General features: G+C 56.1%; 11 protein-coding genes and 1 tRNA gene. 3 read left to right on the top strand and 9 right to left on the bottom strand.

Features of this window, described 5'->3' with window-relative positions; translation table 11 throughout:
- Both AABB31_RS04350 and AABB31_RS04345 read left to right on the top strand, forming a co-directional pair.
- Window positions 1-645 carry a M35 family metallo-endopeptidase gene (locus AABB31_RS04350; RefSeq protein ID WP_373635462.1) on the top strand — a complete coding sequence of 215 codons (645 nt, stop codon included), beginning with the start codon at window positions 1-3 and terminating at the stop codon, window positions 643-645.
- 10 nt (window positions 646-655) lie between these two features.
- Window positions 656-1,015 carry a hypothetical protein gene (locus AABB31_RS04345; protein ID WP_342075673.1) on the top strand — a complete coding sequence of 120 codons (360 nt, stop codon included), beginning with the start codon at window positions 656-658 and terminating at the stop codon, window positions 1,013-1,015.
- A 22-nt stretch (window positions 1,016-1,037) separates the two neighbouring features.
- On the opposite strand, the gene AABB31_RS04340 is transcribed toward AABB31_RS04345, so the two are convergent.
- Complete coding sequence (locus AABB31_RS04340) at window positions 1,038-2,183, bottom strand: AI-2E family transporter (RefSeq protein ID WP_342075674.1); 1,146 nt, start codon at window positions 2,181-2,183, stop codon at window positions 1,038-1,040.
- 125 nt (window positions 2,184-2,308) lie between these two features.
- On the opposite strand from AABB31_RS04340, the gene AABB31_RS04335 reads away from it, so the two are divergent.
- Window positions 2,309-2,398: transfer RNA gene (locus tag AABB31_RS04335), tRNA-Ser, on the top strand.
- A gap of 940 nt (window positions 2,399-3,338) precedes the next feature.
- On the opposite strand, the gene AABB31_RS04330 is transcribed toward AABB31_RS04335, so the two are convergent.
- From AABB31_RS04330 to AABB31_RS04295, 8 genes are all read right to left on the bottom strand, one after another.
- Window positions 3,339-4,118 (bottom strand): glycosyltransferase family 2 protein, encoded by a 780-nt coding sequence (locus AABB31_RS04330; protein ID WP_342075675.1) that lies wholly within the window; start codon window positions 4,116-4,118, stop codon window positions 3,339-3,341.
- A 6-nt stretch (window positions 4,119-4,124) separates the two neighbouring features.
- A complete protein-coding gene (locus tag AABB31_RS04325; RefSeq protein WP_342075676.1) occupies window positions 4,125-5,273 on the bottom strand; it encodes a hypothetical protein in 1,149 nt (382 codons plus the stop codon).
- A gap of 38 nt (window positions 5,274-5,311) precedes the next feature.
- Entirely contained in the window at window positions 5,312-6,061 is a 750-nt protein-coding gene (locus AABB31_RS04320) for a sulfotransferase family 2 domain-containing protein (protein WP_342075677.1), read from the bottom strand.
- Entirely contained in the window at window positions 6,058-7,500 is a 1,443-nt protein-coding gene (locus AABB31_RS04315; RefSeq protein WP_342075678.1) for a lipopolysaccharide biosynthesis protein, read from the bottom strand. The genes AABB31_RS04320 and AABB31_RS04315 overlap by 4 nt, the downstream gene beginning before the upstream one ends.
- The gene (locus AABB31_RS04310) at window positions 7,497-8,018 is read right to left on the bottom strand and encodes a DapH/DapD/GlmU-related protein (RefSeq protein WP_342075679.1); all 522 of its coding nucleotides are present in this window, start codon (window positions 8,016-8,018) and stop codon (window positions 7,497-7,499) included. Before AABB31_RS04310 ends, AABB31_RS04315 begins: the two co-directional genes overlap by 4 nt.
- A gap of 107 nt (window positions 8,019-8,125) precedes the next feature.
- Window positions 8,126-8,800: a sulfotransferase family 2 domain-containing protein gene (locus tag AABB31_RS04305; RefSeq protein ID WP_342075680.1), complete on the bottom strand. Its 675-nt coding sequence runs from the start codon at window positions 8,798-8,800 to the stop codon at window positions 8,126-8,128.
- Window positions 8,801-8,812: 12 nt separating this feature from the next.
- Entirely contained in the window at window positions 8,813-9,847 is a 1,035-nt protein-coding gene (locus AABB31_RS04300) for a glycosyltransferase (RefSeq protein WP_342075681.1), read from the bottom strand.
- A 60-nt stretch (window positions 9,848-9,907) separates the two neighbouring features.
- Window positions 9,908-11,209 carry a hypothetical protein gene (locus AABB31_RS04295; protein WP_342075682.1) on the bottom strand — a complete coding sequence of 434 codons (1,302 nt, stop codon included), beginning with the start codon at window positions 11,207-11,209 and terminating at the stop codon, window positions 9,908-9,910.
- Window positions 11,210-11,324 lie beyond the last annotated feature (115 nt).

Here is an 11,324-nt window from a genome sequence, read left to right as displayed (position 1 = left end):
ATGACGCGCCTTGCCATAATCCTGATCCTTTCGCTGGCGGGTTCGCCCGGGGCGGCGCAAACCATGATCGGGTGCCACAAGGATCAGGCGCGCATCGCAGTGCAAGCCTTGCGCGATGCCAAGCGGCTGACGCTGGAGGCGGCGACCAATCTGGGTGACAGCCCGGAATATACCCGCTGGTTCGGGGCCTATTCCCGGCCACATGCCGAAAAGGTCCGCGCGAACTTCAAATCCGTCCTGCGCGCGATCCGCACCGGTGCCGTTGCCATCCAATGCGATGCGCTGGGTGATGATGGCTGCGGCGATGATGCCTACGCCTGGGTCTATCCGGGCGAGCCCTACCGGTTGCACATCTGCCCCGCCTTCTTTGATCTGCCAACGATGCGGGACTTTCAACCTGCCGCAAGGGCCAGCAAGAACGGAACGCGGGAAGGGACGGTCATCCACGAGCTGTCCCATTTCAACAGGGTCGCCCGGACGGATGACCATTGCTATTCGCGACCCGATTGCGAACGCATGGCGGCCGAGAATGCGGCGAAGGCCGTCGATAACGCGGATAGCTATCAATATTTTGCCGAGGATATCGCCTATTTCTCGCGCCAGTTGATCCGCAGCAAGCCCGTCCCGACGGACAGGCCGGATTAGGAGGCGAGAGATGTACCGGGTCATTTGCAGTGGTGCCGCGACGCTTTGTGTGGCGCTCTTTATTCTGTTTGTGGTCAATAGCGGCTACTACATTGCCACTTACGGGGTCGCACCAGATTCGGGCGCAGACTTTCTGGGCCGACGTGCCGCGCCGTTGTTTCTGGGGTTGGCCATCGTGCTATGGGCGTGCCGTGATCTTGATGTCGGGTCCGCCCGCGACGGGATTTGTCTGGCGATGGCGGTCACGTGGATGGGGATCGCGGCGACCGGCATCTACGAATGGACGATCGGCACCGCGTCATTTGCCATTCTGGTTGCCGCATTCTCCGAGATCGTCATTGGGACGCTTTTTCTGCTGGCGCGCCGCTAGGACGCACCATAGCTCCAAGCGATCAGTCGTTGGTGATATCCTGCCCGAACAGGTCACGCTCAATCGGTTGCTCAAGCATGCGTTCCGATTCCGGCAGCCCCTCGCGCGAGAGCAGAATGGCAAAGGGGCGCAGGCCCGGCACATGGCTGCAGACAACGAGCAGCATCACCATGATCGGCACCGAAAGGAACATGCCCGGAATGCCCCAGACTGCGCCCCAGAAGGCTAGCGACAGAATGATGCCGAATGACGACAGGCGCAGCGCGCGGCCCATCAACATCGGATCAATAATGCTGCCATTCACAAACTGGATCACACCTGCAATCGCGAAGATCGCGAGTGTCACGGTTGGATCACCCAGCTGCACATGCGCCACAAGGGCGATCAAGGCCGTCGCCACGATGGACCCGATATTGGGGATGAAATTCAGCACAAAGGTGATGATGCCGATTGAGGTCGCAAGCTCCAACCCAAACGCCTTGGCCAGAACATAGATCATCGCCCCCGTGATGGCGCTGATCACCGTCTTGACCAGCAGGTAATAGTTGACCCGGTGGATGATCGACTGAATGATTTTGCCAACCCGCTCGGCCTGAACAGGGTCGCCTACGAAATTATGCAGCTTGGTCTGAAACCAGATACGTTCTGCAAACAGAAACCCGACAAACAGGATCACCAACACCGTGGCCTGGGTCATTCCAGTGGCCTGACTGGCAGCACTGCGCAGATAGCTTGAGACATCAACCGATTGCAGCGCATTGAAGATCGCCATCTGGCTGTCGGCGCCCAGCCAGCTGAACAGGGATGCCACGGCCGACGGCGCCCGTTCGGTATAGGACAGGGTGGTCACAAGCACGGTGTTGACCTGCGCCAGCAGAATGGATGTCAGCGTGATCAGCGCCAAGGCGATCAACACCATGGCCGCGATACTGGCCAGCGCATTGGGTATCCGAAACGGACCGATCCGCTGGCGGCCAATGAAATTGATCACATCGCTTGTCAGGCTGAAAAGGATGATCGCCGTTGCCAGCGAAATCAGCATGAACCGGGCCTGCACCAGCAAAAACAGCGCAACAGCAAATGCAATAATGACCAGCGCGCCTGTCTGAAGGCGCGCGGCATCGTTGCGCTTGTCCTTGGGCGCCCGCTGGGGAGGATCGTGAAGCATGCATACCTGTCTGGCGAAACTGTTAGACATTTATATGGCCGGGTGGAGGGCAGAGTAAACGGGGCCGACAAACATATCTGGAAGGTCTTGCAAAAGGGGGCTGGTTGCGGCTAAACCCGCGCCACGGACAGGTGGCCGAGTGGTCGAAGGCGCACGCCTGGAAAGTGTGTAGGCGGGAGACCGTCTCCAGGGTTCGAATCCCTGTCTGTCCGCCATCACCTCTGTGTCATGATGCCCAGTCAACCGCTTGCTTGACGTGGAAAGGCCAACGCCCAAATCCGACGCTAGCAGTTTGCGTAACAGCCGGCCCATGAGTGCGCGACGCACCGCATCAGCCCGAAAGTCATCCGTGGGTTCCAGTCCCACCGTCGGCCTTCATTGTTCCGGTAAATGCTATCAACAGAACGGTATCAAACCGCGACAAGTCCAGTGGCTCTTTTGTGCTTATGCCCGGACGGAAACAATGGGGCCATCAACTTTGGAATTGTCGCGCCAGATCGAGTATTGAGCCGATCCTTGTTCAATAGGTTCAACTTTAGCGGGTTGCGTTCAGTGGTACGCTGTGGTGGCTATCGTCAACGATTGGCGACAAGATGTGGGGTATAAAGCGTTGCTATTCGCACAATTCAGCTCTTACGCGCCTCAACCAAAAGTAAATTGGACTGAGCATCTACAACTGCTCTTCAACACGGAGAACCGCAAATCGTGAAAATCACCAGCCATTACCGGAATTTTGTCGCTCGTTTTCCGTTGTTGGGAGTTGTGGCATTCTTTTGTGCTATGAGCGTCATAGCCTGGATGGGCAGATTTATTCCGCTCGGCGACGGCACGTTAGACAAAATCGGTAGAACAATCATGTACGTTTTTTTGTGCACCAGTGCTTTGTGGGTCGGGCACTCTACGGCCTACGGGCTCACAGATAGCCAAAAGAGACGAGACTAGTGTAATTTATGGGCAGGCCAGAAGATACAGAAGGGTCGCTTGGCGGCGATGCTGCAATTCGCTACATGCTTTGGAGCGACGCGATGGAGGGCGATCGAGGACGTGATCGACGTCCCGTTGAGTTACAACCGGTTTGCTTGCGCTGACCGTGTCGGCGCAAAGTTTGCGACATCGCCTGCGCGGTCACTTTGGTGCGGGGCCGCGTACGAGGGATTAGCGCAGGAGGTTTATGCGCGACGCAAACAGACGCTGGAAGATGTTGATCGTCAAGAACATGCAGGATGTCGGCACGCTCTTTTTCAGGGCAGACCTGAAAACGAGGTAGTTGAATTTCATGTTGCGCAATCGCGACGAGGAGAGCGAGTTTTCGCGGTTGCGATAACAAACCAGCGGCTCGGGCAGGCCGATCGCGGCCTTGCCGGGGTTGTTTTTGAGCATCAGCAGCCAGAACGCATAATCCTGTCGCTGCCGGAGGACCGGAAAGTCAAATGCTTGCGCCGGTTTGGTCCGGAACATTGCCGTGCTGGTCGGGATCACATTGGCCCGCAGCATGGCCTTGTATGTCGTCCGCGCCGGAACCTGTCTGACGGCGACGGGCTTTAACGCTTCGTCGCAAATCAGGTAGGCCGAAAAACACAGCAAGACATCCGGATCGGCCATCACGGCCAGCTGCGCCGATAGCTTTCCGGCGCACCAGGTATCATCTGCATCAAGAAACCCGCAAAGCGGGTGACGTGCCTGCGCAATAAGATGCTTGCGCGCGTATCCCGCCCCTTGATTCTTGTTGGCGAAGATCAACGTGATCTCGGGATGTGCCTGCGCGAGCTCTTTGAGCACATAATGCGTCCTCTCATCGGATGAGAAGTCGTCATAGATGATGATTTCACCCTCAAACTGATCCTGTTCCATCACGGATGCCACAGCCTCGGCAATTGTATCGCCATTGTTGTAGCAGGGGATCAGGACAGAGACAGATTGATCGGCGTCAGGCATGGTTGGCTACTCGGCAACCAGTGATTGCGGCACATTGTCAGCCGGCGAAAAGTTCATTTTGACATAAGCGCCATAGCCTTCAGGACCACCTTTGCACGAGATATCGACAAATGTGTCACCCGCCGCAACCGCCCCTGCATGGGCCGCATCAACCACGGTGATGCCTGCCGCTTCGATCTGGTCCTTCATCACAAGATAGGGTGAGTTGCGCAGATCCATGATATCGGTTTTGAACGAAAATGTTTCGAAAACAACGCGTTGCGGGGAGGTTGCCAGAATCTTTTCGACCCAGTAGCGGATCGCGGCGTCATTGGTATCAAGTACTGACTGGAAATGAGCCGTTCCGGTTTTTGCGCGCTCGAATTCTGCCATCATCTGCGTTTCCTTCGGAAGGCAATAGCCGCCAAAGGGTGCGCCGGGCCGCAGATAGGCCGCTGTCACGTTCAGGGGGTCCGACAAAAACAATCCGCTGACCTGTTCGGGATCAGCGCCATAAGCCTCTGAGATCATTGCAAGCAAGTTGGCGAATGCCACCTTTTCCGCGCGCCAGGCATTATTGGCGATCTTCACAATGGTCAGCGCCCGGGCGTCATAGGTCGTGGCGTCACAATAGGTGCCAAGCGAAAAGGCACTGCCCGCCTTGATCAGCCCATGATAGACGGGGTTGGTTGCAATATCCTTGAGTGCAAGGCCTTCGCGCATGAACTCCGGCACAAATACCAGACCTTGTCTGGGGCCAAGTTCGACACCTTCAAGTGCTGCAATCGCGTCGGGTGATATGGTGGATCTGACGATGATCAGTGCCTCATCAAACCGGTCTGCGGTGCTTTGAATGGCCGCCAGCAGGTTGGTGACGTCATAACTTGATCCGGTGATTGACACATCGACGGCGATTTGCACCACGGCGGGTCCTGTCCGGCCCTCGGGTATCTGGGACGCTATGTTTGCCTTTTGGGCCGCGCTCAGCGTGATGCCGGGTTCCTTGGCCTGATAATCAGCGGCCCGCAACTCACCCAAAACGGTGTCACTTTTGTCCACACCGAACACGTTTTCAACGCCGTAGCTTTGCCCCAGCGTGTAGTAGATCGGCAGGCCAATATGTCCCAGGCCAACGACAACAAACGTTTCAGCGGTATATCGCACAGGATTAGACATGAAGTTCTTTCGTTTCAAATAAGAGCGGCAGACACTCTTTACGTGTTCATCGGGCCTTTACGTCGCGCGAGCCTGTTAGCACGCAGGTTTTGGAGTTTCCACTGCGCGCGACGAATTGCAAATGCGGTGTTTGTCGCGACCCAACCGGGGGTCTGCCCGCTGGCCCAGTCGTCGGGAAAGTCGTAACCAAACGCGTCCATGAAGGGTGTGAATATCTTGCGCGCATGCTCTTGCGCGCGGGTGTCGTAGTACTGGGTAAAATCCGTGTCGCGCCCGGCGGTCTTGTTGCTTTTCGGCAGGATGATCGGGTCGACACCAATGGCCTTCGAAAACGCCAGCATATCCGCATCAAGGCTCTCGAACCGGTATATCTGATTGTATCGCTGCTGCTGGATGGAAATCGGGTTCCAATAGACCAGCGGGACGAATTGCACGAAATAGTCGGAGAACGACAAATCCTTTTCAAGGATCAGCTGATGCATCTTCCGGGTGCGTTTCCCGCCGGGTATCGCCTTTTTGTCCTTCAGCTGGCCGGAATACAGGCCCATATGATCGGATTTCAGTTTGAAGTAGGACGACACCCGATCGTCCAACGGGTTCCGAACCCCGCCAATGATGTAATAGTCCCGGTAGATGTCCGGGAAAGCGGTTTTCAGTTCATCCAGATAGCTGTGCTTGCGCAGAATCTCCCGGCCGCCATACTGTTCAACCAGCAGTCGGCCCAGTCCGGTTGATCCCGTATGCGGGATTTGTACGAAGACAAATTTATGCGTATCGCTGACAATCAACGTGCGCCCCTATTCGAAAACAAGCGAAAAAACCATCGATGTCGAAGACCGACTACTGACCCAATCAAAATGGCGGCGTTCAGAACACCGACCAACACCACAGCCCCTATTCCGGCAGTTAGCATGGCGGATATGGAGTTTACCAGAGCCAGAAATACCAAAGTTGCGCCAATCTTTGCCCATTCCCCGCGGGATGTGACCAACCTCAAAACCGGGAATGCGGCCAGTAGTGTGCCTGCCATGATCACAAAGAGTGCGATCAGTGTCGCCATCGTCACCACGTGGCCAATGGGATAGCTGTCACTGAAGATGTACAGGCACAAGAGTTGGACGATCACCGCAACAGCGACAACCCCCGTATTGATCGGCAAGTCGTGGGTCACGTCCACCACGCTGCGCAAGACCACAAAAACGCATTGCGGCACCAGCGCGATTGCCAGCAAGGCGATCAGGTCCATGTCGTTCTCGTATCCCTGACCAAAAAGGAATGTGACAATATCGACATGCCAGACCAGCAGAAAGATGAGCAGGGCGATGGACATTGTCACCGCACCTTCCAACAAGGCGTTGACGAATTCCGAAAGCTTGACCTCGCCTTCGTCCTTCTTGATGCGCGCGGATTGAAACACGATTGACGGCGAAATTCCGGTGATGATCGCTTCGGCGATCCGGATGAAATAAAGACCGATTGCATAGACTGCCGCCGCCTCAAATGCGCCTTTGGCCGACAGCACCGCAAAGGGCACACCAAATACCAGCGATTTCAGGACACCGCCTGGTGTTCGGCCTGCACCAAACACAAGGAGCCGCCGACGGATATCAGTCAGTGTCCCGGACGTGGCCGGTTGCCGCAGACGCAGGATCAGGATGGCGCCGCATACCACCGCAATCGCATACCCCCCGATCAGGCCAAATGCTGCAAACTGCCATGTGGGAATGAGGAGCATCACCACAAAGGCAAAGATATGCACAGCGCCGTTCACGGGGCCTTTGACAAAGGCCGCAAGTCCGATTTTGCGATGTCCGCGCAGGACCGACTCGACAAGACGAACCGCGGCCATCGTCACGCAGATGGCAAAGACAAACGGGACAAGCATCTGCTGCGGGGTGGGGAGGACGGGAAAGACCATCAACGCGGCGGCTATTGCCGCGGTGATACCCAATATGGCGATGAAAATCTGTCCCGCTGCAGCCACATGGCCGTGTTTGTCATCCTGCTCGGCCATGTAGCGCGGCAGCGCAATGGCAAGGCTGAATGTCACGACAGGTACGAACAGAACCGCAAGATTTCTGGCGGTCTGCAAGATCCCGAAGGCTTCCTTTCCAAGCAAACGCGCGGCCAGGGCATTAAAGACAATCAGTACAAAAGCCAGGCTCGCGGATGCAGCAAGGGTCAGCAACAGATCCTTGCGGACGAGGTTCTTGCCGCTGTTGGTCACGCCTTTGGCTCGTGGTCCAGATGGATGATGTTGGTTGCCGCAGTATGTATGGCCGGTCGGCCCAACGCCTTTTCGGCAACAGCCCCGGCGCCGACAACCGTGCCGGGCTCCAGTACTGTTCCTGCAAGGATAGTGGCACCATGCGCCAGCCAGACATTGTCACCTACGCGGACATCTGCGCCCTTGTAGCCCTGTTCGCGGATCAGTCTGGAGGGATCGCGAAAGCGATGGTTGCGGGCCGATATGTATACGTTTTCAGCAATTGCCACGTCATTTCCAATGGTGATCGTGGCGTCATAGCCCACAAGGGTCGTGCCCTCGCCAATATAGCAATTGTTGCCGATACTGATGTTTTTGGCACCCTTGATCAAAACGCCCGGGCGGATTTTGACGTTGCTGCCAATGCGCGCGCCAAGCAGGCGTGCGGTCTGCACCCTGACCTGCGACGCAAAGCCCGAGTATCTGAGCTTGCGAATGACCACACAAAATGCAGCGACCGGTAAGATGAGGAATTTCATGTGACCTACTCGCAGGGCAATGTGTTTCAAGGGCATATGCGTTGTGTCGCGCGCGTATCACTTCGTCAAGTCAGGGGAGATCGTTAGGAGCCCGTCGGCTAAAAGCCTTACCGGCCCGGCCCGCCGCCAGATTTTTCGAATAGATCAATATCGGCACGATATCGGTCTTGCAGATGCGCAAAGAAATAGTCCTTTGCGTCCTGGGGTATGGCGGTCGGGCTGGTTGTGTTTGCGCGTTGGGGCGGGGCGGTCGTATTCAGAATTTCGGCCAGTTTCGTATCCAGCTGATCCAGCCGTGCAAAGCTGTAACTGGGATCATCCATGCCGGACAGGTAGTGGTTCAACGGCATGAAATGTTTCTCGTACAGGAATGTCGGTAGCCGGTGAATGGCCTGCAGAAAGGCCAGAAAGTCCATATCCGGCTTCAGCAACGGATAGTACTGAAAGAAATAAAAGCTTTTGTCGTCCCGCTCGCGGCCGACCTTCTGTTTCCAGCAAGAGTGGATACGCTCCAACGGGTCGCGCAGGACTACGAGTGTTTGCGGGGTGTTGAGCCGTGTGCGCATCGCTTTGCGGCTGTGGTAGTGCATATGTGTCCATGCCCGCCCACGGCCGGGACCCAACCCGTGATATGTCAGCAGCGCATTGCGAATGGACCGTGTGCCGACCTTTGGAAACATCAGGATAGAGATGTCGTCAAACCTGGCAGTTTGCACCAGATTGACACCGGGTATTTTCTCGATGCCGCGCGTTACGTTGCGCATGAGGATTGCGGCTTGCATTCTGCAGGCTCCTTAGCGGTCTGATATCTTGATGTACATTTCAGCATAGCGGCGGCCGATATCGCGCATCGACATTGCCGATGCGTCCCAATCCGCGGATGCGGCGGCCTGTCCGTTTTCGGGCTTCCAGTCGATCAATCCCTTATCGTCACGCAGGGCGTGGCTATGCGGAAATCCGTAATCCGTGGCGAAATCCTGCGCCATCTGTTGATCCGAAAACACGATTGGTGTCCCCAAGGCAGCGGCCAGCGTTGCAACCCCGGAATTGGTCACCGGATAGTCGATCACAACAGATCGGGCCTTTGCGATAAGCGCGTTCACCTCTGGGTTCGTCAAGAACCGGGGCAAAACGGTGATATTGGGGTCGTTTGCGATACGCGCTGCCAGCGCTTCCATCTTTTTGCCTTTGGGCTTTCCCGCAACGATCAGATGCAGCGATTGTTCCTGCAAAACCGGGCTGAGATCGGCAATTGTTTTATCAAGGAATTTGTCGTCACTGATCCTGCCCACGATCAACAGATAGTCATGTGTATCCGGATCAAGGTCGGCGGGAAACGAGAGCCCCTCGGATTGCAGTTCGACCTGCAGGCCCAGTGGAATCTGGGTCTGGGCGCCCGATGGTTGCCCAAGCGAGAGCCGTTCGAAAACGGCTTCGAACGCGCGACGGGAGGCAGAGGAAGGGTAGACAAAATGCGTGACCAGCGAACGCATGAGTATGTAATAGCGGCGCAACAGGACGGGGTGGACCTGTCGGTGCTTGATCACCGGGTTATGCACTGTCCACATGATGCGTGTCCCGCGCGCCCGAAACAGAAGCAGCATCACAGCAAGGCTGATCAGCTTGATCACCGCCACCAAATTGCTGCCGGCGAAAATACGGTCGGGCCAATGCATGTGGAATACATCATAGCCGCCGCGCAAGACGCGCCCGGCCGAGAAGGGATCAATCGAAACCCGTCCAGCGAAGTCTGTTTCGATGGCCTGATACATCAGGCCGTTTCGCGGGTTGGAAGGGCCTGTTTTGGGCTTGGCAAGGACACGGATCATGAGGTCTGTATCACCACGAACAGCGAATATGGGAATGGCATGATGCGGACTACGATCCTGTTAGACTTTTCTGTACGGGGTCAGCCCCTGGCCAAGGGGCCGCGGCCTTGCGCCTGACGCTGTGTTGCTGCCACGTTGCTCAACACTCGCCGCGAGGTAGACCAATATCGCAAGCAGCGCCAGCCCATGGGTGTTGAACGCAATGACCAGATCAACATTCTGGTAAAGATGCAGCAGCGGCCCGGCCACGACGGCTGTCACAATCGTTCCGTTCTGGGTGCCCGCAAAGGAATCCAGAAACTTCAGATAAGCGGCCAGAATGACCGAATAGATCACGATCCCGAATATGCCCGCATGCATATACCCCGAGGCGATATAGCCCGAATTGGCGTTAGCGCCGCTGCCCACATACTCTCCGATGATAAGCGATGGTGAGATTTCGTACTGGTAGTCCAGGAACGCGGACAGGACAGAGTTTGACCAGTAAAGATGCCCAAACTCGCCAAAGAAAATCTCGTAATTCATGAAATTTGCGCCAGAAGCGAAAATTGCCCGTCTCACCAGAAAGCTTGCAAGCAAATGATTGTCGGTCAGCAACGCCACGGCCATCGAGACCACCAATAGGGCGATGAAGCCAAGGATGATCTTGTGACTTGTGGGCCGCCGCCGCATGACGTGATAGACACCGATCCCGACAAAGGGCAGCACCAGTGTCGTCTTGTGATTGCTCATGCCGAAAAAGGCCAGAACCAGGACAAGCAGGCCGCACAGCGCCACATACCGCTTTTGCGCATAAAGCAGGACAGCGGCCATCGGGATGATGATCTTATAGACCCAGTTGCCCATGTAGGCGAAAACGCCGCTTTGGATCTCGGCTTTCTGAATTTCCCGGAAATCGTAGACGCGCGTTATGTCGATGTTGAAATTCGACAACCCCCCGCTGGCGACGGCAAATGCGAGATACCCAAAGATCGCGCAGATGGAAAAGGCGACATAGACAGAATACCCCTGCTTGACCGGGCGCATCCGGTAGGCCGGCCCGCTTGTCAAAAGCTTGATGATCACAAGCGACAGGAAAGGGCTGGCCAATTGCAGCAATGACCCGCCCCCAAACACGACAAGCGTCTGAAAGGGTAGGACGAGGAAGGCAGACAGAAGCGTTAGGGCAAGATCGGAGGGTTTTTCAACACGCACCGGTGTCAGTGCTGTCAGCACAAGCAACTGAAGCAGTGCAAGTATGCCGCCGAGTGCGTTGAATTCAAAACTATATCCCAGGTAGCCCCAGATAGGCACAATGTAGAAAACAAAGACCAGATCATAGAATGTACGCAACGCAGCGATAACAAGAAAAAGGCGTATCATTTCGCTTATCCGCTCATGGTCACGTGTCGGTTGGACCCAAGTGGCCCGACATTTGCGTGGCCTTGTTACAGAAGAACCGGGCAGGATGTAAGATCACAGCGTGGCATGTCGCCTG

Source organism: Yoonia sp. SS1-5, assembly GCF_038443705.2.
Classification (GTDB): domain Bacteria; phylum Pseudomonadota; class Alphaproteobacteria; order Rhodobacterales; family Rhodobacteraceae; genus Yoonia; species Yoonia rhodophyticola.
This window is presented reverse-complemented; position numbering and strand designations above follow the sequence as displayed.

Bases quoted from the DNA above. Each gene is read 5' to 3' on its own strand.
- AABB31_RS04325 (WP_342075676.1), bottom strand. From the start codon at position 5,273: ATGTCTAATCCTGTGCGATATACCGCTGAAACGTTTGTTGTCGTTGGC.
- AABB31_RS04345 (WP_342075673.1), top strand. From the start codon at position 656: ATGTACCGGGTCATTTGCAGTGGTGCCGCGACGCTTTGTGTGGCGCTC.
- AABB31_RS04300 (WP_342075681.1), bottom strand. From the start codon at position 9,847: ATGATCCGTGTCCTTGCCAAGCCCAAAACAGGCCCTTCCAACCCGCGA.
- AABB31_RS04350 (WP_373635462.1), top strand. From the start codon at position 1: ATGACGCGCCTTGCCATAATCCTGATCCTTTCGCTGGCGGGTTCGCCC.
- AABB31_RS04310 (WP_342075679.1), bottom strand. From the start codon at position 8,018: ATGAAATTCCTCATCTTACCGGTCGCTGCATTTTGTGTGGTCATTCGC.
- AABB31_RS04330 (WP_342075675.1), bottom strand. From the start codon at position 4,118: ATGCCTGACGCCGATCAATCTGTCTCTGTCCTGATCCCCTGCTACAAC.
- AABB31_RS04305 (WP_342075680.1), bottom strand. From the start codon at position 8,800: ATGCAAGCCGCAATCCTCATGCGCAACGTAACGCGCGGCATCGAGAAA.
- AABB31_RS04340 (WP_342075674.1), bottom strand. From the start codon at position 2,183: ATGCTTCACGATCCTCCCCAGCGGGCGCCCAAGGACAAGCGCAACGAT.
- AABB31_RS04295 (WP_342075682.1), bottom strand. From the start codon at position 11,209: ATGATACGCCTTTTTCTTGTTATCGCTGCGTTGCGTACATTCTATGAT.